The 24,122-nt window shown below is 68.2% G+C and carries 26 protein-coding genes; 15 read left to right on the forward strand and 11 right to left on the reverse strand.

What is annotated here, in order from left to right; translation table 11 throughout:
• Positions 1-6: 6 nt before the first annotated feature.
• From ACSFA0_RS07415 to ntrC, 12 genes are all read left to right on the forward strand, one after another.
• Entirely contained in the window at positions 7-1,605 is a 1,599-nt protein-coding gene (locus ACSFA0_RS07415; RefSeq protein WP_435449561.1) for a methyltransferase regulatory domain-containing protein, read from the forward strand.
• A gap of 62 nt (positions 1,606-1,667) precedes the next feature.
• Positions 1,668-3,380, forward strand: coding sequence for a gamma-glutamyltransferase (ggt, locus tag ACSFA0_RS07420; RefSeq protein ID WP_435450919.1), 1,713 nt, complete (start codon positions 1,668-1,670; stop codon positions 3,378-3,380).
• 46 nt (positions 3,381-3,426) lie between these two features.
• Positions 3,427-4,158 carry a pseudouridine synthase gene (locus ACSFA0_RS07425; RefSeq protein WP_435449562.1) on the forward strand — a complete coding sequence of 244 codons (732 nt, stop codon included), beginning with the start codon at positions 3,427-3,429 and terminating at the stop codon, positions 4,156-4,158.
• Positions 4,159-4,259: 101 nt separating this feature from the next.
• Positions 4,260-5,252 (forward strand): YVTN family beta-propeller repeat protein, encoded by a 993-nt coding sequence (locus ACSFA0_RS07430; protein WP_435449563.1) that lies wholly within the window; start codon positions 4,260-4,262, stop codon positions 5,250-5,252.
• A complete protein-coding gene (locus ACSFA0_RS07435) occupies positions 5,239-6,045 on the forward strand; it encodes a polysaccharide deacetylase family protein (RefSeq protein WP_435449564.1) in 807 nt (268 codons plus the stop codon). Before ACSFA0_RS07430 ends, ACSFA0_RS07435 begins: the two co-directional genes overlap by 14 nt.
• 19 nt (positions 6,046-6,064) lie before the next feature.
• On the forward strand, positions 6,065-7,036 hold the full coding sequence (locus ACSFA0_RS07440) for a sterol desaturase family protein (RefSeq protein ID WP_435449565.1): 972 nt from the start codon (positions 6,065-6,067) through the stop codon (positions 7,034-7,036).
• Between the two features lie 58 nt (positions 7,037-7,094).
• Positions 7,095-7,937: an EI24 domain-containing protein gene (locus ACSFA0_RS07445; protein WP_435449566.1), complete on the forward strand. Its 843-nt coding sequence runs from the start codon at positions 7,095-7,097 to the stop codon at positions 7,935-7,937.
• On the forward strand, positions 7,934-8,734 hold the full coding sequence (locus tag ACSFA0_RS07450; RefSeq protein ID WP_435449567.1) for a competence/damage-inducible protein A: 801 nt from the start codon (positions 7,934-7,936) through the stop codon (positions 8,732-8,734). The genes ACSFA0_RS07445 and ACSFA0_RS07450 overlap by 4 nt, the downstream gene beginning before the upstream one ends.
• A gap of 149 nt (positions 8,735-8,883) precedes the next feature.
• Positions 8,884-10,299, forward strand: coding sequence for a type I glutamate--ammonia ligase (gene glnA, locus ACSFA0_RS07455; protein ID WP_435449568.1), 1,416 nt, complete (start codon positions 8,884-8,886; stop codon positions 10,297-10,299).
• 139 nt (positions 10,300-10,438) lie between these two features.
• Positions 10,439-10,969: a hypothetical protein gene (locus ACSFA0_RS07460; RefSeq protein WP_435449569.1), complete on the forward strand. Its 531-nt coding sequence runs from the start codon at positions 10,439-10,441 to the stop codon at positions 10,967-10,969.
• A 1-nt stretch (position 10,970) separates the two neighbouring features.
• Positions 10,971-12,047, forward strand: a complete 1,077-nt coding sequence (gene glnL / locus ACSFA0_RS07465; protein ID WP_435449570.1) for a nitrogen regulation protein NR(II) — start codon at positions 10,971-10,973, stop codon at positions 12,045-12,047.
• 22 nt (positions 12,048-12,069) lie between these two features.
• Complete coding sequence (ntrC, locus tag ACSFA0_RS07470; RefSeq protein ID WP_435449571.1) at positions 12,070-13,608, forward strand: nitrogen regulation protein NR(I); 1,539 nt, start codon at positions 12,070-12,072, stop codon at positions 13,606-13,608.
• Between the two features lie 19 nt (positions 13,609-13,627).
• On the opposite strand, the gene ACSFA0_RS07475 is transcribed toward ntrC, so the two are convergent.
• The 3 genes from ACSFA0_RS07475 to ACSFA0_RS07485 all read right to left on the reverse strand — a co-directional run bounded on the left by ACSFA0_RS07475 (position 13,628) and on the right by ACSFA0_RS07485 (position 15,275).
• A complete protein-coding gene (locus ACSFA0_RS07475; RefSeq protein WP_435449572.1) occupies positions 13,628-14,149 on the reverse strand; it encodes a hypothetical protein in 522 nt (173 codons plus the stop codon).
• A 10-nt stretch (positions 14,150-14,159) separates the two neighbouring features.
• The gene (gene xth / locus ACSFA0_RS07480; RefSeq protein ID WP_435449573.1) at positions 14,160-14,945 is read right to left on the reverse strand and encodes an exodeoxyribonuclease III; all 786 of its coding nucleotides are present in this window, start codon (positions 14,943-14,945) and stop codon (positions 14,160-14,162) included.
• Positions 14,946-15,044: 99 nt separating this feature from the next.
• The gene (locus tag ACSFA0_RS07485) at positions 15,045-15,275 is read right to left on the reverse strand and encodes a hypothetical protein (protein ID WP_435449574.1); all 231 of its coding nucleotides are present in this window, start codon (positions 15,273-15,275) and stop codon (positions 15,045-15,047) included.
• Positions 15,276-15,433: 158 nt separating this feature from the next.
• Between ACSFA0_RS07485 and ACSFA0_RS07490 the strand changes: the two genes are divergently transcribed.
• Entirely contained in the window at positions 15,434-15,823 is a 390-nt protein-coding gene (locus tag ACSFA0_RS07490; RefSeq protein ID WP_435449575.1) for a response regulator, read from the forward strand.
• A gap of 26 nt (positions 15,824-15,849) precedes the next feature.
• Here the strand turns inward: ACSFA0_RS07490 and ACSFA0_RS07495 are convergent, their stop codons facing one another.
• The 7 genes from ACSFA0_RS07495 to ACSFA0_RS07525 all read right to left on the reverse strand — a co-directional run bounded on the left by ACSFA0_RS07495 (position 15,850) and on the right by ACSFA0_RS07525 (position 20,824).
• Positions 15,850-16,332 carry a hypothetical protein gene (locus ACSFA0_RS07495; protein ID WP_435449576.1) on the reverse strand — a complete coding sequence of 161 codons (483 nt, stop codon included), beginning with the start codon at positions 16,330-16,332 and terminating at the stop codon, positions 15,850-15,852.
• Entirely contained in the window at positions 16,325-16,702 is a 378-nt protein-coding gene (locus tag ACSFA0_RS07500; protein ID WP_435449577.1) for a phage holin family protein, read from the reverse strand. The genes ACSFA0_RS07495 and ACSFA0_RS07500 overlap by 8 nt, the downstream gene beginning before the upstream one ends.
• Positions 16,703-16,706: 4 nt before the next feature.
• A complete protein-coding gene (locus ACSFA0_RS07505) occupies positions 16,707-17,069 on the reverse strand; it encodes a hypothetical protein (RefSeq protein ID WP_435449578.1) in 363 nt (120 codons plus the stop codon).
• Between the two features lie 130 nt (positions 17,070-17,199).
• The gene (locus ACSFA0_RS07510) at positions 17,200-18,246 is read right to left on the reverse strand and encodes an NAD(P)H-dependent flavin oxidoreductase (protein WP_435449579.1); all 1,047 of its coding nucleotides are present in this window, start codon (positions 18,244-18,246) and stop codon (positions 17,200-17,202) included.
• On the reverse strand, positions 18,243-18,743 hold the full coding sequence (locus ACSFA0_RS07515) for a dihydrofolate reductase (RefSeq protein ID WP_435449580.1): 501 nt from the start codon (positions 18,741-18,743) through the stop codon (positions 18,243-18,245). The genes ACSFA0_RS07510 and ACSFA0_RS07515 overlap by 4 nt, the downstream gene beginning before the upstream one ends.
• Before the next feature lie 99 nt (positions 18,744-18,842).
• Positions 18,843-20,117 carry a c-type cytochrome gene (locus ACSFA0_RS07520; RefSeq protein ID WP_435449581.1) on the reverse strand — a complete coding sequence of 425 codons (1,275 nt, stop codon included), beginning with the start codon at positions 20,115-20,117 and terminating at the stop codon, positions 18,843-18,845.
• Positions 20,118-20,125: 8 nt separating this feature from the next.
• On the reverse strand, positions 20,126-20,824 hold the full coding sequence (locus ACSFA0_RS07525) for a c-type cytochrome (RefSeq protein WP_435450920.1): 699 nt from the start codon (positions 20,822-20,824) through the stop codon (positions 20,126-20,128).
• 246 nt (positions 20,825-21,070) lie between these two features.
• On the opposite strand from ACSFA0_RS07525, the gene ACSFA0_RS07530 reads away from it, so the two are divergent.
• Positions 21,071-22,495, forward strand: a complete 1,425-nt coding sequence (locus ACSFA0_RS07530) for an aminotransferase-like domain-containing protein (protein WP_435449582.1) — start codon at positions 21,071-21,073, stop codon at positions 22,493-22,495.
• Positions 22,496-22,516: 21 nt separating this feature from the next.
• The gene (locus ACSFA0_RS07535; RefSeq protein WP_435449583.1) at positions 22,517-23,173 is read left to right on the forward strand and encodes a DUF1345 domain-containing protein; all 657 of its coding nucleotides are present in this window, start codon (positions 22,517-22,519) and stop codon (positions 23,171-23,173) included.
• A gap of 4 nt (positions 23,174-23,177) precedes the next feature.
• Here the strand turns inward: ACSFA0_RS07535 and ACSFA0_RS07540 are convergent, their stop codons facing one another.
• Positions 23,178-24,119, reverse strand: coding sequence for a DMT family transporter (locus ACSFA0_RS07540; protein ID WP_435450921.1), 942 nt, complete (start codon positions 24,117-24,119; stop codon positions 23,178-23,180).
• Positions 24,120-24,122 lie beyond the last annotated feature (3 nt).

Here is a 24,122-nt window from a genome sequence, read left to right on the forward strand (position 1 = left end):
AATGACATGCCGGACACGCTGACCTCTGCGTTGACCCGTTACTACGACGCGGTCCCCTACGACTCCCACCCCTTTCCGCAGACGGCGATGGAGCACCTGGAGGCGCTGGCCTTCTTGTTCGGCCTCGATGCGCCACTTCCGTCAACGGCACGCGTGCTGGAATTAGGATGCGCGTCCGGCGGCAATCTCATCCCCTTCGCTGCGCGCCACCCCCGGGCCCGTGCGTTGGGGTTGGACCTGTCGCCCGTGCAGATTGCGCAGGGTCATGCCCACATCGCACAGGTCGGGCTGGAAAACGTCGAGCTGCGTGCCTTCGACATCGCCTCGATCGACGCGTCGTTCGGCGAGTTCGACTACATCGTCTGCCACGGTGTCTACAGCTGGGTGCCGGGCGCCGTGCAGGATGCGATCCTGCGGGTTTGCTCGGAGCATCTTGCGCCGAACGGGGTGGCCTACGTGAGCTACAACACCTACCCGGGGTGGAAGGCGCGCGAGATCGTGCGGGACGCGATGATCCTGCGTGGCGGGCCACGCGATACGCCTGCAGAAAAGCTCGCTTATGCCCGCGGCATGCTCGAATTCCTGGACCAGTCGGCGCGCGCCGACAGCGTGCTCAAGAAGACGCTCGAAGAGACGCTGCCGATCGTGCGCGACGGCAACAGCGCCTACCTGCTGCACGAATTTCTCGAGCCGTGCAACGCGCCGTGCTACTTCAAGGAATTCGTGGAGCGTGCGCAAGCGCATGGTCTCGCTTACCTCGCCGATGCCGAGCCCGCCACCATGTTCGTCCAGAACTATGGCGACAAAGTGCGAGAGCCGCTGCTGCGCGAATGTGGCGGGAGTCAGGTGCTGATGGAGCAATACCTGGATTTCCTCGTGAACCGAACCTTTCGGCAGACGCTGTTGGTCAAGGCCGCGCGTGTTGCAGACATTCGCTATCGCCTCGACGCGTCGCGCCTGCGCGCGCTCGAATTCGCGGGCGTCTTCTCGCCCACGGACGGCGGTGCCATTCGTCTGGATGGCCCCGCCCAGCCGTGCACGGCGATGCGAGATCTGAAAGTGGTGTTGCAACACCGTTGGCAGCGTGCCGTGGCGCAGGTGCTCGACGCCCGTTACCCGGCGAGCGTGCCGTTCGACGACATGGTGGCCGCGGCGTCCGCCCATGCGGACGGCCTTCGCGATGGCATTGAAGCGAATGTGCTGGCCATGCTCGAGGAACTGCTCATCATGGGCGCTGTGCGCATCCGCCGCAGTCCGCCGGAGCTTGCGTCGCAGGTCTCCTCGGCGCCACGCGCTTCCGCTGCGCTGCGGCGCTCACCGGGCTTGGCGCTGGAGGCAGGACACGACGCCGCGGTCTGCAATGCCTGGCATGAACGCACCCCCCTGTCGGTGCTCGAACGCTGCCTGCTCCCATGGCTGGACGGCGAACATGACCACGATGCATTGCTGGCGCGCCTGTCGACGCTCGTGCGCGATGGAACCTTGCACTTGTTGAGGGACGGGGCGCCGTTGGCGCAAGACAGCCCCGACGCCGCGGCGATGTTGCGACAGCAGCTGCAGGACGCGTTGCGCGATCTCCAACGCAAGGGTTTGCTGATCGCTTGACCGACGCAGCAGTGTTTGACAACTCCACAAGGAACCGGACCATGGTGATCAATCGATGGGCGATGCGTTGGTCGTTCGCCTTGGGGGCGTTGGTGATGGCGGCATCGCCTGCCGTTCGCGCTGCGTCGCAGGCGCCCGTGGCCGCACAGAACGGGATGGTCGTCAGTGCGCAGCATCTGGCCACCCGGATTGGCGTCGACGTGCTCAAGCGCGGCGGCAATGCCGTCGATGCGGCGGTCGCGGTCGGCTACGCGCTCGCGGTGGTGTACCCGGCCGCGGGCAACCTGGGCGGCGGCGGCTTCATGACGGTGCAACTGGCCGATGGCCGCAAGACCTTTCTCGACTTCCGTGAGAAGGCCCCGCTGGCAGCCACGGCGAACATGTACCTCGACAAGGACGGCAACGTCATCAAGGGGCTCAGCACCAACGGCCACCTCGCCGTCGGCGTGCCGGGCACCGTGTCGGGCATGGAGTACGCGCGCACCAAGTACGGCACGATGCAGCGGGCGGCGCTCATCGCCCCGTCCATCGCGCTGGCCGAGCAAGGCTTCGCGCTGGCGCAGGGCGACGTCGACATGTTGCTCACGGCCACCAGCGACTTCAAGAAGGACGGCGTGTCGGGCGCCATCTTCCTCAACAAGGGCGAGCCGTTCGCGGTCGGTCAGAAGCTGGTGCAGAAGGACCTGGCCAAGACGCTGCGCGCCATCAGCCAGCACGGGGCCGACGGCTTCTACAAGGGCTGGGTCGGCCAGGCGATCGTCGCGTCCAGTCAGGCCGGCCAGGGCCTCATCACGCAGGCCGACCTCGACCAGTACAGTACGCGCGAACTGGCGCCGATCGAATGCGACTACCGCGGCTACCGCATCGTGTCCGCGCCACCGCCCAGCTCGGGCGGCGTGATCATCTGCGAGATGCTCAACATCCTGGAGGGCTACCCCCTGAAGGACCTGGGCTTCCGCTCCGCGCAGGCGGTGCACTACCAGATCGAGGCCATGCGCCATGCCTACGTCGACCGCAACAGCTACCTGGGCGACCCGGACTTCGTGAAGAACCCGCTCGACCGCCTGCTGGACAAGGGCTATGCCGAGAAGATCCGCGGCGTGATCGACCCGGCCAGGGCGGGCGTGTCGAAGGACATCAAGCCCGGCGTCGCGCCCCATGAGGGCAGCAACACCACGCACTACTCGATCACCGACCAGTGGGGCAACGCGGTGTCCGTCACCTACACCCTCAACGACTGGTTCGGCGCCAAGGTCACGGCGGCCAGGACGGGCGTGCTGCTCAATAACGAGATGGACGACTTCACCGCCAAGGTCGGCGTGCCCAACCTGTACGGCCTGGTGCAGGGCGAAGCCAACGCCATCGCCCCGGGTAAGCGACCGCTGAGTTCGATGAGCCCGACCATCGTCAGCAAGGACGGCAAGCCGGTCTTCGTGGTCGGCACGCCGGGCGGCAGCCGCATCATCACGGCGGTGCTGCACACCATCCTGAACGTGGTCGACTACGGCATGAACGTGCAGGAAGCCGTCGATGCGCCGCGCTTCCACCAGCAGTGGCTGCCGGACGTGACCAACGTCGAGGCCTACGCCATCTCTCCCGACACCCGCAAGCTGCTCATCGACATGGGCCACAACCTCGGCGTGCCGCAGCCGGCGAACCACATGGCGGCGATCATCGTCGGCGCGCCGTCGCTGGGTGGCAAGCCGGTGGGCAACAATCGCTTCTACGGCGCGAACGACCCGCGGCGCAACACCGGGCTCGCGCTCGGCTTTTGACCCACGCTTTACCCGCGGCTGGCGAGCCGGCCGCCGACCCCTTTCGATGCAACTCCAGGACATTCTCTACACCCAGGGCTTCGGCACGCGCCGCGTCTGCGCCGGGCTCTCGCAGCAGGGCTTCGTGACGATCGACGGCGTGGCCATGACGGACCCCGCCACCGACGTGCCGGTCGCCGACGGTCTGCGCTTCACCGTGCAAGGCACCGCGTGGGAGTACCACGACAAGGCTTACGTGCTGCTGCACAAGCCGGCGGGCACCGAGTGCTCCCAAAAGCCATCGACCTGGCCCAGTATCTACACGCTGTTGCCGTCGGCGCTGCGGCTGCGGCCCAACAAGGGCGCGGTGCAGGGCGTGCAGGCCATCGGCCGGCTGGACCAGGACACGACCGGGCTGCTGCTGCTCACCGACGACGGCCAGTTCATCCATCGCATGGGCTCGCCCAAGCACCACGTGCCCAAGGTGTACGAGGTGACGGTCAAGCATCCGCTGGACGACGCCCAGGTGCAGAAGCTTCTCGCGGGCGTGGTGCTGGACGACGACCCGAAGCCGGTGCGCGCGGCCGCGTGCGAGGCGGTCGCACCGCTGCACCTGCGGCTCACGCTGACCGAGGGCAAGTACCACCAGGTCAAGCGCATGGTGGCGGCGGTCGGCAACCGGGTCGAGGCGCTGCACCGGTCGCAGATCGGCACGCTGGTGCTGCCGGCCGAGCTGGCGCCCGGGCAGTGGCGCTGGCTTACCGCGTTGGAGGTGGAAGCGCTGCGCAGTGCGCGCTGACGTGTGGCTTTGCGGGCGAATTTGCACGCGTGGCACGCAGAAGGTCAGCCGCCGCTAAGGCTTGCACGTTAAGGTTCGACCTGCTCACCCGGAAGCCTCCCTTGCGATTTCTTGCCACCGCCCATGGCCGCCTCGCGGCCTTCTTCTTCGCCTGCGCCCTGCACGCGTTGCCCGCCCTGGCCGCTGAAGCGCCGCCGCTCTTCGTGCTCAATTCGCTCGACGCCACCGTCAGCGTGATCGACCCGACGACCTGGACGGAGAAGACGCGTATTCCGACCGGCAAGGAGCCGCACCACATCTACATGACGCCGGACGAGCGCTCGGTCATCGTGGCCAATTCGGCCGGCGATTCGCTGACCTTCCTGAATCCGCGCACGGGCGACGTGCAGCGCGTGGTCTACGGCATCATCGACCCGTACCAGCTGCAGTTCTCGCGCGACATGAAGTGGTTCGTGACCGCGGCCAACCGCCTGAACCACGTCGACATCTACCGCTGGGATGGCAAGGACCTGACGCTGGCCAAGCGCATCGCCACCGGCAAGACGCCCAGCCACATCTGGATCGACGCGACCAGCACCGTGGCCTACGTCACGATGCAGGACAGCGACGAACTCATCGCCGTCGACCTGGCCACCCAGACCATCCGCTGGCGCATCGCCACCGGTCCGATGCCGGCCGACGTCTTCGGCGTGCACGGCGACCGCACCCTGTTGGTCGGCCTGACCGGCAGCGACGGCGTGCAGGTGTTCGACGTGGCGGGCCCGCAGCCCAAGGCGGTCGGCAAGATCGTCACCGGCAAGGGCGCGCACGCGTTCCGTTCGGCAGGTGACGGGCAGAGCGTGTTCCTGAGCAACCGCGTGGCCAACACCATCAGCCGCATCGACCTCAAGACACTGCAGGTGATCGAGACCTACGCTGTGCCGGGCGGCCCCGACTGCATGGACCTGTCGGCCGACGGCAAGACCTTGTACGTGACCTCGCGCTGGGCCAAGAAGCTCAGCGTGATCGACCTGGCCAGCCGCAAGGTGGTGCGCCAGGTGAACGTCGGGCGCTCACCGCATGGCGTGTGGACCCTGGACCATGCCAAGCGCTGAACGGCCGGCGCGCCGCCGCCTCGTCGTCGGTCTGCTCGCTTTCTGCCTCGCGGGCAGCGCGATGGCGCAGGCGAAGTGCGAGAAGCCTCTGTACCTGACCTTCGACACCGGCCACATGGGTGTCGCGCCGCTGATCGCCGAGGTGCTCAAGCGCCAGGACGTGCGCGTGACCTTCTTCGGCGCGGCCGAGCGAACGTTGACCGACGGCGACAGCCTGGACAACCACTGGGCCCCGTGGTGGAAGGCGAGGGCGGCCGAGGGCCACGAGTTCGCCTCGCACACCTACGACCATGTCTACTGGCGCGGCGACGTGAAGGGCATCGAACCGCAGTTCCGCGTGCGGCCCTCGGCCGGCGGCCTGGCCGGCCGGGAGTTCACCTGGAGCGCGGCCAAGTACTGCGAGAACCTCCAGAAGGCCAGCGACCGCATCGGTCACGTCACCGGCAAGAAGCCGCTGCCGTTGTTCCGCGCGCCGGGCGGCAAGACCTCGCCCAAGCTGCTGGCGGCCGCCAAGGCCTGCGGCTTCGCGCATGTCGGCTGGGCGCCCGCGGGTTTCCTGGGCGACGAGCTGCCCAGCGAGACCTTCCCCAACGACAAGCTGCTGCAACAGGCACTCGACCGGATCCAACCGGGCGACATCCTGCTGGCTCATCTGGGCATCTGGTCACGCAAGGACCCCTGGGCACCGGCCGTGCTCGAGCCGCTGATCGTCGGGCTGAAGGCCAAGGGCTTCTGCTTCGAGACGCTGCGGGCGCACCCCGCCTACCGCGACTGGATCGCGGCGCACCCCTGAGCACCGAGGCGGCGCAGCGATGGAATGGTTCACCGATCTCTTCTCGAACTGCCAGCAGTGGCTGTTCGAGGCGGTCGTGCAACCGCTGGTCTATGGCATCGGCTTGGGGGGGTATGTCGAAGACGCTTTCAACGCCACCGGCTGGCTGCTGGTCGGCCTGATCCAGATCGCGGTGCTGCTGGCCGTGATCGGCCCGCTGCAGCGCTGGCGGCCGGCCGAGCCGGTGGTCGACCGGCGCGCGATCCGCACCGACGTTCTCTACACGCTGATCCACCGCCTGGGCCTGTTCCGCCTGGGCATGTTCTTTTTGCTGCAGCCTCTCTTCGACGACGGGCTCGGCCTGCTGCGCGGCGCCGGCTGGGGCACGCTGCACCTCGACGAGCTGTGGCCCGGCGTGACCGACGTGCCCTGGGTGGCCCTGGTGATGTATCTCATCGTGCTCGACTTCGTCGAGTACCTGATCCATCGCGGCCAGCACCGCTTCGACTGGTGGTGGGGCCTGCATTCGCTGCACCATTCGCAGCGCCAGATGACGATGTGGAGCGACAACCGCAACCACCTGCTCGACGACATCCTCCACGACACGATCATCGTGCTTGTCGCGCAGTTCATCGGCGTCGCGCCGGGGCAGTTCATCGCCATCGTCGCGTTCACGCAGCTCAGCGAAAGCCTGCAGCATGCGAACCTGCGCGTCGGCTTCGGCGCGATCGGCGAGCGGTTGTGGGTCAGCCCGCGCTTTCATCGGGTGCACCATGCCATCGGCATCGGGCATGAATCCGCCGGCCCATCGACCCTGGGTGGGCACAACTTCGGCGTGCTGCTGCCGTGGTGGGACATGATTTTCCGCACCGTGAATTTCGAGCCGCGTTACGCTGCCACCGGCATCCGCGACCAGGTAGAACCCGACGCGCAGGGCCGCGTGCGCGACTACGGGCGCGGCTTCTGGTCGCAGCAGTGGCGCGGGCTGCGCCGGATGGTCGGGCGCGGCTGAGGCTTTCGGCCACCTGCATCGCGGCGTCTTCACGGCGCGGCGTTATCCTCGGCACCCCATGCGCCTTCTTCTCGATTCCTTCTGGCGAGCCGCCGCCTACTGCATGCGCCCCCGGGTGATCGTGCTGTCGCTGGCGCCGTTGCTCGTGATCGCCGTGCTGGCGGCGGGCTTCGGCTATTTCTACTGGGCATCGAGCGTGGCCTGGATGCGCCAGACGCTCGACGCCTGGCCGCTGCTGTCGAGCTTCTGGAGCTGGATCGGCGGCCTGTTCTCCAGCGACGTGCCGTCGCTGCTCGCGCCGCTGGTGGTGGTGTTCGCCGCGACGCCGGTGATCGTGCTCGTGTCGCTGGTCGTGGTGGCCGGGCTGATGTCGCCGGCGCTCACGCGGCTCGTCGGCGAGCGGCGCTTTCCCGCGCTGGTGCAAAAGAAGGGTGCTTCCTTCGCGGGCAGCCTTCTGCGCTCGCTCGGGCTCACGCTGCTGGCGCTGGTCGCCATTCTGGTGTCGATGCCGCTCTGGCTGATCCCCCCACTGGTGCTGGTGTTGCCGCCGCTGATCTGGGGTTGGCTGACCTACCGCGTGATGAGCTTCGATGCGCTGGCTGAGCATGCCGACGCCGAGGAACGCGCCGCCGTGCTGCGCCAGCATCGCCTGCCGCTGCTGGCCATCGGCGTGCTGTGCGGCTACCTGGGCGCGGCGCCGAGCATCGTGTGGGCCTCGGGCCTGCTGTTCGCGGCGGCCTTCTTCGTGCTGGTGCCGCTGGCCATCTGGATCTACACGCTGGTCTTCGCCTTCTCGGCGCTCTGGTTCGCGCATTACTGCCTCGATGCGCTCGGGCAACTGCGTCTGCAGCGCGCAGAGGCGTCGGCGCCCCTCGTCATTTCTCCTCTGGAATCCCCATGACCCGTGCATTCGGCCTGATCATCGTCGGTGACGAAATCCTCTCCGGCAAGCGCCTCGACAAGCACATGCCCAAGGTCATCGAGCTGCTCGCGGCACGCGGGCTGCAGTTGGGCTGGGCCGAGTACGTCGGCGACGTGCCGACGCGCATCACGGCCGCACTGACCCGGGCCTTCGCGTCGGGCGACATCGTGTTCTCCACCGGCGGCATCGGCGCCACGCCCGACGACCACACGCGTCAGTGCGCGGCCAAGGCGCTGCGTCGCCCGCTGGTGCTGCATCCGGAGGCCGAGGTGCTCATTCGCGAGCGCATGCAGGACACCGCGCGCGAGCAGGGCGTCTCCTACGAACCCGACCGACCCGACAACATCCATCGGCTCAACATGGGCGTGTTCCCCGAAGGGGCGGAAATCATCCGCAACCCCTACAACAAGATCCCCGGGTTCAGCGTCGACCATGTGCATTTCGTGCCGGGCTTTCCGGTGATGGCCTGGCCGATGATCGAATCGGTGCTCGACAGCCGCTATACCGCGTTGTTCACCCAGGGTCAGTCCAGTGAGAAGTCGGTGATCGTCTTCGGTGCCATGGAAGCCACCCTCACCCCCTTGATGGAGGCCATCGAGGCGACGCATGCCGGCGTCAAGGTGTTCAGCCTCCCCAGCGTGGACCACCCCGAGTACGGGCGTCATATCGAGCTCGGCGTGAAGGGTGCGCCGGCGCTTCTGGATTCCGCGTACGCGCAGTTGCTGGCCGGGTTGCGCACCTTCAATGCGCGGTTGGGTCCCGAACTGGTGCGCTAGTTCGAGATGCACCAAAGTGGGCATTCGATGCCTTCCTTTGGTGATCTGGCAGGATGGCGGTGCCCGGGGGACGCCGACCTGCCAATGGCACAGAAACTGCATTCCCTCATCGTTGTATTTCCAACCACTCATCCAACCAGGAGAAATTGATGGCAAAGACCGTCGCCGATGTACTGAAGCTCGTCAAGGAAAACGAGGTCAAGTTCGTCGACTTCCGCTTCACCGACACCCGCGGTAAAGAACAGCACGTGACCGTGCCGGTGTCTGCTTTCGACGAAAGCAAGTTCACCGACGGCCATGCCTTCGACGGTTCTTCCATCGCTGGCTGGAAGGGCATCGAAGCCTCGGACATGCAGCTCATGCCCGACCCGAACACCGCCAACATCGACCCCTTCTTCGAAGAGACGACGCTGATCCTGACCTGCGACGTGATCGACCCGGCCGACGGCAAAGCCTACGAGCGCGACCCGCGTTCGCTGGCCAAGCGCGCCGAGGCGTACATGAAGGCCTCCGGCCTGGGCGACACCGCCTACTTCGGGCCGGAACCCGAATTCTTCGTGTTCGACAGCGTCCGCTGGAAGAACGACATGTCGGGTTGCTTCGTCAAGATCGACTCCGAAGAAGCCTCGTGGAACACCGACAAGGAATACGAGCACGGCAACACGGGCCACCGCCCGGCGGTCAAGGGCGGCTACTTCCCGGTGCCCCCGGTCGACAGCTTCCAGGACATGCGCTCGGAAATGTGCCTGGTGCTCGAAGCCCTGGGCATCCCGGTCGAAGTGCATCACCACGAAGTGGCCAACGCCGGCCAGATGGAACTGGGCACCAAGTTCAGCACGCTGATCCAGCGCGCCGACTGGGTCCAACTGCAGAAGTACGTGATCCACAACGTGGCCCACGCCTACGGCAAGACCGCCACCTTCATGCCCAAGCCCATCGTCGGCGACAACGGCTCCGGCATGCACGTGCACCAGTCGGTCTGGAAGGACGGCAAGAACCTGTTCGCCGGCGACGGCTACGCCGGTCTGTCGGAATTCGCGCTGCACTACATCGGCGGCATCATCAAGCACGCCCGGGCCCTGAACGCCATCACGAACCCCGGCACCAACAGCTACAAGCGCCTGGTGCCCGGCTTCGAAGCCCCGGTGAAGCTGGCTTACTCGGCCAAGAACCGCTCGGCCTCGATCCGCATCCCGTTCGTGGCCAACCCCAAGGGCCGTCGCGTCGAAGCGCGCTTCCCCGATCCGCTGATGAACCCGTACCTCGGTTTCGCCGCGCTGCTGATGGCCGGCCTCGACGGCGTCGAGAACAAGATCGATCCGGGCGAAGCCGCGACGAAGGACCTGTACCACCTCCCGCCGGAAGAAGACGCGCTGATCCCGACCGTGTGCCACAGCCTCGACCAGGCGCTGGAGCATCTGGACAAGGACCGCGCCTTCCTGACCAAGGGTGGCGTGTTCACCGATTCGTACATCGATGCGTACATCGAGCTGAAGATGCAGGAAGTCACGCGCATGCGCATGGCGGCGCACCCGGTCGAATTCGACATGTACTACTCGCTGTGATCGCAGGCCTTCGGGCCTTCGGCGCAGTGCGAAAAAGGACGGCTCCGGCCGTCCTTTTTCTTTGGCGGGGAACGGCGCGCCGGAACGCCGCTCGAATTGCATGAGAATCCGCTGTCTGCGTACATCTCCTCACAGGACCATGAAGACTTCATCCCTTGTCGTGTCCCTCATCGCCTCGTTGGCTTCGCTGGCCTCGCTGCCGGCGCATGCGCAAGAGCGCGTCTGGCGTTGTGGCAACGAATACACCAACAACGCGGCCGACGCGCAGAAGCGTGGCTGCAAGGTGATGGAGGGTGGCAATGTCACGGTGGTCCAGACGCCGCGCCCCGCGGGTTCAGGCGGTAGCGTGTCGAGCGGCGGCGGCAGTGGGGGTGGCAGCGCCGCGCGCGCGCCGGCTGGTAGCCCCCGCGTCGAGGGCGCCGACCAGCGCGCACGCGACGGCGAGGCGCGCTCAGTGCTGCAATCGGAACTTCGCAAGGCGGAAGCCCGCCAGGCCGAGCTGCTCAAGGACTACAACAACGGCGAGCCGGAGAAGCAGGGCGCCGAGTCGCGCAACTACCAGAAGTACCTCGACCGCGTGAGCGAGATGAAGGCGGAAATCGCTCGCAACGAAAGCGACATTGCCGGCATCCGCCGTGAGCTGGGTCGCCTGCCACCGTCGAATCCTTGACATGGCCTTCGGCAAGACCAATTCTTCCCCCAAGCGCTTCCAGCCCTTCGACCTTCTCGCCACGCTCATCGCGGTGGTCAAGTCCGACGGGGCCGTGCTGTTCGCCAACGCCGCCCTTGAAGACGTGCTCGGCACCTCGCGGCGCACGCTCGAGGGCTCGCAGTTCGGCGCCTGCTTCCATGAGCCGCACGTCTTGCGCACAGCCATCGACGGGGCGCGCAGCAACGACTTCGCCACGCTGCGCTACGAGGCGATGCTCCGGCGCGTCAACCACGACCTGATGCCGGTGCAGGTCACGCTTGCGCAGAGCGACAAGGTGGGCGAACTCATCGTCGAGATGTCGCCGCTCGAGCAGCAGGTGCGGCAGGATCGCGAAGAGCGCTTGCTCGACCAGGCGCAGGCCAACAAGGAACTGATCCGCAACCTCGCGCACGAGATCAAGAACCCGCTGGGTGGCATCCGCGGTGCGGCGCAGCTGCTGCAGATGGAGGTCGAGTCGCGCGATCTCATCGAGTACACCCAGGTCATCATCCACGAGGCCGACCGCTTGCAGACGCTGGTCGATCGCCTGCTGGCGCCGCACCGCCGCCCACATGTGGTGGGCGATGTGAACATCCACGAGGTCTGCGAGCGGGTGCGTTCGGTCATCCTCGCGGAGTTTCCACGCGACCTGCACATCGACCGCGACTTCGATCCGTCGATTCCCGAGTTCCGGGGCGACCGTGAACAGCTCATCCAGGCCACGCTCAACATCGCACACAACGCCGCGCAAGCCCTGGCCGAGCGCCGCGCAGCTGGCGATGCGCGCATCATCTTCAAGACGCGCATTGCCCGCCAGGTGATCTTCAACAAGCAGTGGTATCGACTGGCACTGGAATTGCATGTCATCGACAACGGACCGGGCGTGCCCGACACCATCAAGGACCGCATCTTCTACCCGCTCGTGTCGGGCAGAGATGGCGGGACCGGCCTGGGGCTGACGCTGGCGCAAACCTTCGTACAACAGCACCACGGCGTGATCGAGTGCGACAGCGTGCCGGGCCGGACCGATTTCAAGATACTGATACCGCTGCCATAGCAGCAAGGCGACAAGGAGCTGCATGAAGCCGATCTGGATAGTAGACGACGACCAATCCATCCGCTTCGTGCTGGAAAAGGCGTTGCTGCGTGAAGACCTGCCCACACGCAGCTTCACCAACACGCGCGAAGTCCTGGCGGCGCTGGAAGTCGCTGCCGACGACGACCAGCAAGGCCCGCAGGTGCTGGTCAGCGACATCCGCATGCCGGGCGGCTCCGGCCTCGACCTGCTCGACAAGATCAAGGCCAAGCACCCCGGCCTGCCCGTCATCATCATGACGGCCTTCTCCGACCTGGACAGCGCCGTGTCGGCCTTCCAGGGCGGTGCCTTCGAATACCTGCCCAAGCCCTTCGACCTGCCGCGCGCCGTCGAGCTCATCCGCCGCGCCGTGGACGAAAGCCAGCGCGAGGAAGTGGCCGAAGAACGCATGCAGGCGGCCCCCGAAATGCTCGGCCAGGCCCCGGCGATGCAGGACGTCTTCCGCGCCATCGGCCGGCTCTCGCAGAGCAACGTCACGGTGCTGATCACCGGCGAATCGGGCTCGGGCAAGGAACTGGTCGCGCGCGCGCTGCACAAGCATTCGCCGCGCGCCAACGGCCCCTTCGTGGCGATCAACACAGCGGCGATCCCCAAGGACCTGCTGGAGAGCGAACTCTTCGGCCACGAGCGCGGTGCCTTCACCGGCGCGCAGACCATGCGCCGCGGCCGCTTCGAACAGGCGGAAGCCGGCACGCTCTTCCTCGACGAGATTGGCGACATGCCGTTCGATCTGCAGACGCGCCTATTGCGGGTGCTGAGCGACGGCCATTTCTATCGCGTGGGCGGGCACAACTCGGTCAAGTCGAACGTGCGCGTCATCGCCGCCACCCACCAGGACCTGGAGCAGCGCGTCAAGGTCGGCGGCTTCCGCGAGGACTTGTTCCACCGCCTCAACGTGATCCGGCTGCGCCTGCCGGCGCTGCGCGAGCGCGGCGAAGACGTTCCCGCGCTCACGCGCCACTTCCTGCAGCAAAGCGCCAAGCAGCTGGGCGTCGAACCCAAGCGCATCTCCGACGCGGCGCTCACACAGCTGGCCACCTTCGCCTTCCCGGGCAACGTGCGTCAACTCGAGAACATCTGCCACTGGCTCACCGTGATGGCGCCGGCGCAGCTGATCGAAGCCAAGGACCTGCCGCCCGAGGTGATGGCCGCGCCGACGGGTGAGGTGTCCTCGCCCGTGGCACCCGCACCGGCACCGGCCGCAGTGCCCGTGACGCCGGCCCTGCAGGAGTCCGAGTCGCCCGCCGCCGCGTCCATGGCGGCGCCCGTGGCCGCCGCGCCCGCGACGACCGTCGAGGGCGTTGCTTCGTCGGCCTGGGAAAGCGGGCTCGAGCTCGAAGCGCAGAGCCTGCTGGCCGCCGGCCGCACCGACGTGTGGGACGCGCTGTCGCGCCGCTTTGAGTCGCGCCTCATCCTCACCGCCCTGGCCAACACGCGTGGTCGCCGCATCGAGGCGGCGCAGAAACTCGGCATTGGGCGCAACACCATCACCCGCAAGATCCAGGAACTCGGACTGGAGTGAGGGGCCGCGCGGTGGGCGACTACCGGCTGCGCTGGCCGAGCGTGCGCGAATCCAGCTGGAAGGTGCCGCTCTTGTCCCACAGCCACGTGTCGACATAGGTGTGCGCGCCCAGGCGCCCCGGGCTGGGCAGTGGCGATGCTTTTCGGATCAGCTCGGCGATCATGGGCGGCACCTCGGGCGCGTGGCTCGGCGTGCGGCTGAAGCCCACGTTCACCACCTTGCCGGTCGCGTCGATGTCAGTTTCGACCACCACCACGGCATACACCAGCGGCGGAATCTTCCCCTTGTGGATGCGGGTCGGGTAGGCCTTGTAGATCGCACCCGAGCCGGTCTTTCGATAGGCGCGCACTGCGGGTGTCTGCGCGGTGATCAGCCGGACTTCGGCCACGTCGCTGCGGGCGGGGGCTTCTTCGGCCGCCGTCTTCTCGTCGGAGGATGCTGCGGCCTCGGCCGGTGCGCCAGACCGGGTCGAGGTGCAGGCCGCCAGCGTGGCCAGCAGCGCCGAAAGCAGCAGCGCACGCGTTCTGGTCGATGCCATCATGCGCATGCCCTCAGGCCAACGCGGCCAGTTCGAGCGTGACGGGCGCATGGTCGCTGGGCTTTTCCCATTTGCGCGGCACGCGGTCGATGGTGCAGGCCACCGCACGCGGCACCAGCGGGTCGCTCACGAGGATGTGGTCGATGCGCAGGCCGCGGTTCTTCTGGTAGCCCAGCATGCGGTAGTCCCACCACGAGAAGCTCTTCTCGGGCTGATCGAAAAGCCGGAAGGCGTCCGTCAGACCCAGGCCCAGCAGCGCCTTGAAGTGCTCGCGCTCCTCGGTCGTGTGATGAATGGTGTCGCGCAGCCCTTCGGGGTCGAAACTGTCGCGGTCCTCGGGCGCGACGTTGAAGTCGCCTAGCAGCACGAGGTTCGGATGCGCCGCCTTCTCGGCTCGCAGCCAGTCGCGCAGGGCCTCGAGCCAGCGCATCTTGTAGGCGAACTTGTCGCTGCCCGGTGCCTGCCCATTGACGAAGTAACCGTTGACGATGCGCAGCGGCCCAGCGGCCGTGTCGACCGTCGCGCTGATCACGCGCGAATGCTCGTCGCTGAAACCGCCGATGTTCTTCGCCACGTCGCGCATCGGCGCACGGCTCAGAATCGCCACGCCGTTGTAGGTCTTCTGACCGAACACCGCGGCCTCGTAGCCGGCCGACTTGAGCACCTCGAGCGGGAACTTGTCGTCGCTCATCTTCAGCTCCTGAAGGCAGAGCACGTCGACCGGGTTGGTGGTGAGCCAGTCCAGCACATGCTGCAGACGGGCGGTGAGGGAGTTGACGTTCCAGGTGGTGATTTTCATAGGCAGACAGGGCAGGGCGTCGTCGGGGCCCGATCCCTCTTCACGATGAACGGCGGGCGATGGGGTCACGCCCGGCAATGTACCCAATCCGGGGTGCCCTCAGTCCGCCCAGAACTTCCACCAGGGCCGAACATGGCGCATCGGCACTGGCCGTGTGTCGAGGCTGGCGGGCGAGGTCTGCGCGAAGCTGCCTGCGCCGCGCCGACGCAGCTCGGTTTCCAACGCATGCGCCACGCCGCGCGCCGAGCGGTCGCCGCGAAGCGCCCGCTGGCGCCATTCCTGCGCGTGGTGCGTCAGGTCCTCATCACTCAAATCACCGATCGCTGTCATGGGGCGATTGTGCCGTTCTCGGGAACTTTTCCGGCAGGGATCGCCCTGATGCTGCCCCGATAATCTTTCACAACGCCTTCCCTCGAGGCTGCCTTCCGGCAGTGCTTTCGAGGGGTCCACCGGGCCCCTGGCCCGCACTGTTTCTGTTCCACGTTGCCATGACGCTTCGAGTCTTTCTGATCGAAGACAACCCCACCATTCGCGACTTGCTGGTGGGGCTGCTCGAAGATTCCACCACCTGCGAAGTCATCGCCATGGCCGAGTCCCAGGACGAGGCGCTGCGATGGCTCGCGCGCAACGGCGACGGATGGGATCTGGTGGTGGCCGACCTGTTTCTCGTCGAAGGCTCCGGCATGGAGGTCGTCAAGGCCTGCGCCCGCCGGCTGCCGCACCAGCGCGTCGTCGTGCTGACCAACTACGCCGATGCCGCCAACGACCGGGCCTTGTCGCAAGGGGCGGACATGGTCTTCGACAAGACCGGGCAGTTCGAGGATTTTCTCGCCTATGCCGGCGAGCGCGCCGAAGCCGTTGCGCCGCCGCGCCGGTAAGGGCGTCTCGTTGCGCATACGCCGGTTCAGGACACCTGCCGATTGAGCGGCACGCGGTTGTCGAAGGGCGGGCCCTCGTCATCGTCCTCTTCGTGCGCACCGAAGGCGCCGGCGATCAGGCCCGTCAGGTCGGACGTGCGGAAGGCGAGCGACAGCACCGTGGCCAGCGACAGCAGCTTCCAGGGCTTCACCACCATGAGCAATGCGCCGGTGCCGACGCCATAGGCCATCAGCCGGCCCGGTTGTCGTTCCGCCATGTTTTCGAGGAATGGACGCCCCAGGTCGACCGCGCTGTTGAGCGGATGCCGCGACCACCACCGGGCCAGCACGCCACGACGGGTGGTCGGCGCCGGCGCCGGCACGCCGCTGCGGGGTTCGCGGGCGGAGACCAGTTGCGGTGCGACCGCATCGCTCGGCGCGATGTCGTGGTAGCCCATGGCTTCGAGCAGTTCGGCGCGCGAGAGCGCGAGCTTCTGCTTGGGCGTCAACGGGAGCAACGTCTTATCCACGGCGGGCCTCCTTCACGGTACGCAGGACGGCGAAGTCCGCTTCGAGCTCATCCTTGACTTCTTGCAGGTCGTCGCGCACCGATGCCTTCATCGCGACCACGGCCCCGATCACCGTGAGCAACCAGGCGGCACCCGGTACGGCCACGAGTGCCCAGTGGTAGCCCTGCAGCGCGCCGAGCATCAGAGAGATGCCGGTGAGCCCCAGCGCCAGCAGCAACGCGACCAGCGCCACGATGGCACCCGCGGCCTTGTAGACGATGGAGCGCCCGGCATCGCCCAGCTCTTTCTTCACCAGCTCGACATGGTTGCGCAGGTGCGCCGCGACCAGATCGGGGCGCCGCAGCGCCGTCATGTAGATGGGATGGATCATCGGATCAGCTCCTGCGCCCGCGCACCGCCGACATCAGCAGGCCCGTGAGCAGTGCCCCGGTGGCAACCGCGATCAACGTGGACTTGACCGGCTCCTGCGCGATGTAGCGCGTGCAGCACTCCTGGGCGGCGGTCACCTTGTCTTGCCACACACCGAGCTTGCGGCCGGCCGCATCGACCGCGTCGCGCGCGTAGACCTTGCCCGTCGCGGACGCGTCGTGGGCGATGTCCCTGGCGTCCGCGGCGACGCCTTTGGCCGTGTCGAGGGCCTCGGCGGCCTGCCAGTGCATGGCTTGCGCCGCTTCTTGACCGCGCTGACGCGCCTCCGCGGCGATGTCGGAAGGGGTCTTTACGTATTCGTTCGCCATGGCAGCACCTTTATGGATTTCGAGGTGGCCCTGCGCCACCCGTGATCTAGTGTGCGCAGACCGGGCTTCGATGCGTGTCGGCGACGGAACGCCTTGCGCGTAGGCGAATTGCCGCGGCGATGCCCGCAGCTCAGCGCCGGGCTGTCGAGGCGGCGAGGTCGCGCGTGAGCTGCGCTGCCGGGATGGCGCGGCAGCCGGTGGCATTCTGGCCCGACCACAGTGTGGAGAAATCGTCGCGCCCCAGCGTCTCCGCAGCCGCCTTCAGCGGCGCCAGTGCAGCGGTTGCCAGCGGAAAGGCGGGCGGTGCGTCGCTCAGCGGACCGAGCTCGTCGAGCAGGCGGGTGCGCATGCCGCGTGCAGGGCGACCGGTGATCAGGTTGGTGAGCACCGTGTGCTCGGCACGCGGGCTGCTCAGCGCGGCGCGATGGAGCGGCGTGGTGGTCGCCTCCGGGCACAACAGGTAGCTGGTGCCGACCTGCACGCCGGCCGCGCCGAGCCCCATGGCGGCGGCGACGCCCTGCGCGTCGGCAATGCCGCCCGCGGCGATCACCGGCAGCCGCACCGCACGCACGAGCTGCGGCAGGAGGGCCATGGTGCCGACCTGCGTCGTGAGGTCGTCGCTCAGGAAGATGCCGCGGTGGCCACCGGCTTCGAGCCCCTGGGCGATGACCGCATCGGCGCCATGCGCTTCGAGCCAGCGAGCCTCTTCGACCGTGGTGGCCGACGCCAGCACCTTGGCACCCCAGCCCTTCACGCGCGCCAGCAGCGCGGGGGAGGGCAGGCCGAAATGGAAGCTCACCACCGGCGGTCTGAAGGCTTCGAGCAGATCGGCCGCCTCGGCGCTGAAGGGGGCGCGTCCTGCACCCGCTGCGACGCCGGTCGGGTCGATGCCGAACTCGGCGTAGTACGGCGCCAGCACAGCGCGCCATGCGGCCTCGCGCGCCGCGTCCGGCGCGGGCGGCGTGTGGCAGAAGAAATTGACGTTGTACGGGCGCGTGGTCTGCGCGGTGATGGCCTGCAACTCGCTGCGCAGCGCATCTGGCGTGAGCATGGCGCACGGCAACGAGCCCAGGCCGCCCGCGTTCGACACCGCGACAGCCATCGCGCTGCCTTGCACGCCGGCCATCGGCGCCTGGATGATCGGCAGGTCGATGCCGAAAAGTTCGCGGATGGTCATGGGGCCTCCCGTCGGACATAGGTGACGAAGTCGAAGGGCAGGCCGTCGGCGGCGACGTGCGTTGTGCGCGCCGTCTCTGCCCAGCCGGCGTCCAGCGACGGTGCGTAGGCATCGCCCTCGAAGTCGCGGCCGATCTCGGTGACGACGGCACGGTGCGCGAGCGGCGCCGCTTCGGCATAGATCTGTGCACCCCCGATGACCCAGACCTCGGCGGTATCGGCGCACAGGGCCATCGCCTCGGCCAGCCCGGCGGCGCGCTCGCCGCCTTCGGCCTGCCAGCTGGTCTGGCGCGTCACCACGATGTTGCGCCGGCCCGGCAGCGGCCGAAATTTCGGTGGCAGCGAATCCCAGGTCTTGCGGCCCATGACGACCGGGCAGCCCGCCGTCATGCGCTTGAAGTGCGCCATGTCTTCCGGCAGGTGCCAGGGCAAGGCGTCGTTCTTGCCGATCACGCCGTTGGCGGCGCGGGCGTAGATCAAATTCACACGCGGGGTCATGGGCGATCGGTCTTCATGGGGAATCCAGACTGTGGGGAGCGCCTGCAATTCTAGGGAGCTTGCCCACGGGCATCGGACAGCCGAGCGCCGAGGCCGCCTTCACCGCCGCATCGTGTCGCGCGCCGTCACCGCGGGCGCGTCGTTGCCCCAGGCGCTGCGCACGTAGGTCAGCACGTCGGCGATCTCGTTGTCGTCGAGCACATGGCCGAAGGGCGGCATGCCGAAGGGGCGCGGGTTGCCGGCGGTCGCGGGCAGGTAACCGCCGTGGCGCACCATCTGGATGAGGTTGACCGGCGTTTCCAGGTTCACCGCACGGTTGCCCGCGAGCGGTGGGTGGACGCCGGGCACGCCCTGGCCCGCGTCGCCATGGCAGTAGGCGCATCGCTGGTCGTAGATGCGGGCGCCGCGGTCCAAGCTACCGGCATCGCGGCGCTGCGGCGGCGTCTCCGTCGGGGCCGGTGTCCGATCGGGCAGCTTCTTCAGGTACACGGCCATCGCTGTCAGGTCAGCTTCGCTCAGGTGCTGCGTGCTGCGGAACACCACGTCGGCCATCGGGCCCGACACCGACGCGCCGGGGGCCGTGCCGTCTTTCAGCAGCGCGACGATGTGGCGTGTCTCCCAGTCGGCCATCGAGGCTTCGCGCTTCGACGTGAGCGAAGGGGCGTACCAGTTCTCGCTGGCGATCAGCCCGCCCGAGAGGCCGCGCTGGTCCAGCGTGGCGCCCAGCACGTTGCGCGCGCCGTGGCAGGCGATGCAGTGGCCGAGGCCTTCGACCAGGTACGCGCCGCGGTTCCACTCGCTCGACTGCGCGTCGTTGGCGACGAAGGTGGTGGGCGCGAACGAGAGGGCGCGCCACACGGCCAGTGCGGCTTGCGTGTCGTACGGGAAGCGCAGGCGATGCGGCGTGTTCGGCGTCGCCGCGGCCGGCACGCTGCGCAGGTAGGCGTAAAGCGCGTCGGAATCCTCGCGCGTGATGCGCGTGAAGCTGGGGTAGGGGAAGGCTGGGTAGAGCAGGCGGCCGTCCTTCGAACGGCCGTTGTGCATTGCACGCCAGAAGTGCGCGGCGCTCCAGCTGCCGATGCCGTGGGTGCGGTCCGGCGTGAGGTTGCCCGCGTAGACGGTGCCGAAGGGCGTGCCGATGCCCAGGCCGCCGGCATACGCTGCGCCGCCGCGCACGGTGTGGCAACCTGCGCAGTTGCCGGCCAGCGCGAGGTAGCGGCCACGTTCGATCTGCATCGGCGTGGCGGCAAAAGGCGCCTCCGTATCCGGCGGCAGCGGGGCTTCATCGCGCAGGTTGAGGGCGACCACCGTGGCGGCGCCGAGCAGCAGCGTGGCGATCAGGCCGATGAAGATGAAGCCAAGGCGTCGACGCATCGTCATGCTCACTTCACGGCCGTCGTCGGCATCGCGCTGCAGGGCATCGGCAGCGGGCCAGGCAGTGCGGCAACGGGCTTGGCGCGGTCGGGCACCGGCTGCACGGCCAGCCAGCTCGCGACGGCGTTCACGTCGTCGGTCGTGAGCCGGCGGCCCACGTCCGCCATGCAGTCGGGCGCCAGCGCGTGGCGGTCGTCGGTCAGCCAGGCGCCCAGTTGCGACGACAGGTACAGCCGCGGCAGCCCGACCAGCGGTGGAATGCCAGGCAGCACGCCGGTGAGCGCCGCGCCGTGGCATTGGGTACAGGCCGGAATGCCGCGTGCGGCGTCGCCCTGCAGCGCCAGCGCCTTGCCGCGCGCCAGCGTCTCGGCCGATGCATCGCTGATGGACGACACCGGTGGGTAGGGCAGGTCGAGCGCCGCGAAGTAGGTGGCCATCTCGCGCAGGTAGTCGTCCGACAGGTGCTGCACCAGATGGACCATGTCAGCGTTGAAGCGCCGGCCGTCGCGGAAGCTCAGGAGCTGGTTGTAGAGGTAGCCCGCCGGCTTGCCCGCCAGACGCGGGAAGAAGGCGGCGCTGCCGCTCGCGCCCTCGCGGCCATGGCAGGCGATGCAGGCGGCCACGCGTGGCGCAATGCCGCCCGGTGCAGCGGCGGGCGCGACCTCTGCTGCGCTCGCGAGCGACGACAGCGCGCAGAACGCCAGCATCCACACGCCGCACAGCAGGCGGCGGCCGATGAGGGCGGAGGGCAGGAGGCGGCGCAGAGGGCTCAAGACGGACAAGCTCGGTGGGGACATCTGCCGCCGTTCGTGTGCGGCGGTCGGGAGGCCATTGTCCGCTTCGCGCCTTCCCGGGGTACAGCATCAGTTGCGTCGCGTTCGACCCGAGCAGTTGGGTCGCGCGGAGACAATGCGGCGGGCAGGCCCCGCAGGGCCGCGGAAAGATCGAAACCGATGAAGCGTTACGAGGCCCTGGCGGCCGATGTCGAGGAGTCCATCCGAACCGGCGTGCTGCGCCCCGGCGACCGCGTGCCGTCGGTGCGCCACACCAGCGCCAGCCGCGGCGTCAGCGCGTCGACGGTCTTCCAGGCCTACTACCTGCTCGAGGCGCGCGGCCTGATCCGTGCCCGCGAGCGCTCGGGCTACTACGTGGCCGATCGCGGCGACGACGCGATCCGTCTGCCGCCAGAGCCCGACCTGAGTTCGCAGCCCGCCGATGCGTCGATCGCCGTTGACGTGAGCGACCGTGTGTTCGAGATCCTCGACGCCAGCAAGACGCGCGAGGTGGTGCCGCTCGGTTCGGCCTTTCCCAGCCCGCTGCTGTTTCCGCTGGCGCGGCTGGGTCAGTCGCTGGCGACGAGTGCGAAGTCGCTCGACCCCTGGAGCACGGTCGCCGACCTGACGCCCGGCAATGCGGAGCTGCGCCGGCAGATCGCGCAGCGCTACCTGGCCGACGGCCTGCAGGTGCACACCGACGACATCGTCATCACCGACGGCGCGCTGGAGGCGCTCAACCTCTGCCTGGGCGCGGTCACCCGGCCGGGCGACTCGGTCATCGTCGAATCACCGACGTTCTACGGGGCGCTGCAGGCTCTGGAGCGCCTGGGCCTGCAGGCCATCGAGGTGCCGACGCATCCGCGCGAGGGCGTCGACCTGGCGGCGCTGGCGCACGCGATCGAGCAGCATGCGCCGGCCGCCTGTTGGCTCATGACCACTTTTCAGAACCCGCTCGGCAGCCTGATGCCGGCGCCGAAGAAGCAGGCGCTGGTCGCCCTGCTGGCGCAGCACGGCATTCCACTGATCGAAGACGACGTCTATGCCGAGCTGTACTTCGGCGACAAGCGGCCATTGCCGGCCAAGGCCTTCGACACGCAAGGGCTCGTGATGCACTGCTCATCCTTTACGAAATGCCTGGCCCCGGGCTACCGCATCGGCTGGGCGGTGTCGGGCCGCTACGCCAAGGCCGTGGCGCGATCGAAGCTGACCAGCACGCTCGGCGCCTCGGCCCCGGTGCAGGCGGCCCTGGCGCACTACCTCGAGCGCGGCGGCTTCGACAAGCACCTGCGCCGGCTGCGGCTCACGCTGGCGGCGCAGCAGGCGCAGATGGTGCAGGCGGTGGCGCGGCATTTCCCGGCGGGCACGCGCGCCACGCGGCCGGAAGGCGGGTATTTCCTCTGGGTCGAGCTGCCCGGGCATGTCGATGCGCTCGCCTTGCACCGCACGGCGCTCGCCCACGGCATCAGCGTGGCGCCGGGCCCGATCTTCTCGGCGAGCCAGGCCTTCGCCAACTGCCTGCGCCTGAACTACGGCCACGCCTGGGACGCACGCACCGAAGCGGCCGTCGCCACGCTCGGGCGCCTGGCCGGCGGCGCGGGTTGAGGGCGGATCTACAGTCGGCCCATGCACAAATACCTGACGGAAGCCGCCGGCCTGCAGCGGCTCGGCTACGGCGCCATCGCCGGCGTAGCCTTCTGGTTCATGCCGTGGCCGCTCGGCGGCATCGCGCGCGGCCTGGCCGCCTGGAGCTTCGGCACGGCCGTGTACCTCGCGCTGGCGTGGTGGCTGGCCCAGACCTTCGACGCCCAGCGCACCCGGGCGCGTTCGCAGTCGCTCGATCAGCCGAACGTGCTGATCCTGGTCGTGATGCTCACGGCGGTCGGCGCCTGCGTGGCGGCGATCACGATGCTGCTCCAGCAGGTCAAGGGCCTGGCGGGCGCCGAGCGCGCCGGCCACATCGCGCTCGGGGTGCTGGCGCTCGCGACCTCGTGGCTGCTGATCCACACGATCTACGCCTTTCACTACGCGCACCGCTACTACCAGACCGAGATGCAGAAGACGGTGGCCGGGCCGGGCCTCGACTTCCCCGGCGCGCTCGACCCCGACTACTTCGACTTTCTCTATTTCTCCTTCGTGATCGGCATGACCTCGCAGGTGTCCGACGTGCAGGTCACCTCGCGCGACATGCGGCGCATCACGCTCGTGCACGGCGTGCTGGCCTTCGCCTTCAACATGCTCGTGCTGGCGCTGTCGATCAACGTGGTGGCCGGCGTCATGTGACCCGTCAGGCGCGGGCGTTCTTTCGCGCGCCCAAGGTCACGAGGCCCGTCGACAAGGCGACGCCGCAGACGATCACTGCCGCGCAGCCCAGCATCCACCCGGTCACCTGTTCGCCGAGGAACACGGTGCCGTAGAACACCGCGAAGACCGGCACCAGGAAGGTCACGGTCAGCGCACGCGCCGGGCCGGCGCGTGCAATCAGCCGGAAGAACAGGATGTAGGCCAGGCCGGTGCAGGCCACGCCCAGCACCAGCATCGCCAGCCACGCGCGCAGGCTCGGCATCTGCGCCGGCCAGAACCACAGCGCGGGCAACGCGAGAAAGAGCGTGGCCCCGAGCTGGCTGCCGGTGGCGGTGGCCAGCGGCGGCACACCGCCGAGGTGGCGTCGCGTCGCGCTGGCAGACACGCCGTAGCACAGGCACGCTGCCAGGCAGGCAAGCACCGCCCACAGCGCGGCGTGGTCGCCGGCGGTGCCGGTGTGCAGGCCGGTGCTTCGGCTCGCCAGCATCGCGACGCCGGCAAAGCCGATCACCAGGCCGGCCATGCGCGAGCCGCTGGGCCGTTCGCGAAACCACGCCCAGGCGATCAGCGCGCCGAACATCGGCACGGTGGCGTTGATCACGGCCGCCAGGCCGGTGTTGATGGTGAGCAGCGCGAAGCAGAAGAAGGCGAAGGGCAGGCCCGAGTTCAGCACGCCGATGAGCAGCGTCGGCTTCCAGTGCTGCGCCAGGGCCGCGCCGTGCCCGCGCAGCAGCATCAGCGGCAGCAGGAAGGCCGCGGCGATGCCCACGCGCAGGGCGGCTGCGGGCAGCGCGCCGAACTCCGGCGCGGCGATGCGCATGAAAAGGAAGGACCCTCCCCACAGCGCGCCGAGCAGGACCAGGTCCAGCAGCCAGGGTTTCGGCCGGCCGGCCGCGGCGCTTGCCGCGCCCGGCGGATGGTTCACGCT

This window comes from Variovorax restrictus, from assembly GCF_051216715.1.
Lineage (GTDB): Bacteria > Pseudomonadota > Gammaproteobacteria > Burkholderiales > Burkholderiaceae_C > Variovorax.

Coding starts and splice junctions, on each gene's coding strand:
- ACSFA0_RS07415 (WP_435449561.1), top strand. CDS start 7: ATGCCGGACACGCTGACCTCTGCGTTGACCCGTTACTACGACGCGGTC.
- ggt (WP_435450919.1), top strand. CDS start 1,668: ATGCGTTGGTCGTTCGCCTTGGGGGCGTTGGTGATGGCGGCATCGCCT.
- ACSFA0_RS07425 (WP_435449562.1), top strand. CDS start 3,427: ATGCAACTCCAGGACATTCTCTACACCCAGGGCTTCGGCACGCGCCGC.
- ACSFA0_RS07435 (WP_435449564.1), top strand. CDS start 5,239: ATGCCAAGCGCTGAACGGCCGGCGCGCCGCCGCCTCGTCGTCGGTCTG.
- ACSFA0_RS07440 (WP_435449565.1), top strand. CDS start 6,065: ATGGAATGGTTCACCGATCTCTTCTCGAACTGCCAGCAGTGGCTGTTC.
- ACSFA0_RS07445 (WP_435449566.1), top strand. CDS start 7,095: ATGCGCCTTCTTCTCGATTCCTTCTGGCGAGCCGCCGCCTACTGCATG.
- ACSFA0_RS07450 (WP_435449567.1), top strand. CDS start 7,934: ATGACCCGTGCATTCGGCCTGATCATCGTCGGTGACGAAATCCTCTCC.
- glnA (WP_435449568.1), top strand. CDS start 8,884: ATGGCAAAGACCGTCGCCGATGTACTGAAGCTCGTCAAGGAAAACGAG.
- ACSFA0_RS07460 (WP_435449569.1), top strand. CDS start 10,439: ATGAAGACTTCATCCCTTGTCGTGTCCCTCATCGCCTCGTTGGCTTCG.
- glnL (WP_435449570.1), top strand. CDS start 10,971: ATGGCCTTCGGCAAGACCAATTCTTCCCCCAAGCGCTTCCAGCCCTTC.
- ntrC (WP_435449571.1), top strand. CDS start 12,070: ATGAAGCCGATCTGGATAGTAGACGACGACCAATCCATCCGCTTCGTG.
- ACSFA0_RS07475 (WP_435449572.1), bottom strand. CDS start 14,149: ATGATGGCATCGACCAGAACGCGTGCGCTGCTGCTTTCGGCGCTGCTG.
- xth (WP_435449573.1), bottom strand. CDS start 14,945: ATGAAAATCACCACCTGGAACGTCAACTCCCTCACCGCCCGTCTGCAG.
- ACSFA0_RS07485 (WP_435449574.1), bottom strand. CDS start 15,275: ATGACAGCGATCGGTGATTTGAGTGATGAGGACCTGACGCACCACGCG.
- ACSFA0_RS07490 (WP_435449575.1), top strand. CDS start 15,434: ATGACGCTTCGAGTCTTTCTGATCGAAGACAACCCCACCATTCGCGAC.
- ACSFA0_RS07500 (WP_435449577.1), bottom strand. CDS start 16,702: ATGATCCATCCCATCTACATGACGGCGCTGCGGCGCCCCGATCTGGTC.
- ACSFA0_RS07505 (WP_435449578.1), bottom strand. CDS start 17,069: ATGGCGAACGAATACGTAAAGACCCCTTCCGACATCGCCGCGGAGGCG.
- ACSFA0_RS07510 (WP_435449579.1), bottom strand. CDS start 18,246: ATGACCATCCGCGAACTTTTCGGCATCGACCTGCCGATCATCCAGGCG.
- ACSFA0_RS07515 (WP_435449580.1), bottom strand. CDS start 18,743: ATGACCCCGCGTGTGAATTTGATCTACGCCCGCGCCGCCAACGGCGTG.
- ACSFA0_RS07520 (WP_435449581.1), bottom strand. CDS start 20,117: ATGCGTCGACGCCTTGGCTTCATCTTCATCGGCCTGATCGCCACGCTG.
- ACSFA0_RS07525 (WP_435450920.1), bottom strand. CDS start 20,824: ATGCTGGCGTTCTGCGCGCTGTCGTCGCTCGCGAGCGCAGCAGAGGTC.
- ACSFA0_RS07530 (WP_435449582.1), top strand. CDS start 21,071: ATGAAGCGTTACGAGGCCCTGGCGGCCGATGTCGAGGAGTCCATCCGA.
- ACSFA0_RS07535 (WP_435449583.1), top strand. CDS start 22,517: ATGCACAAATACCTGACGGAAGCCGCCGGCCTGCAGCGGCTCGGCTAC.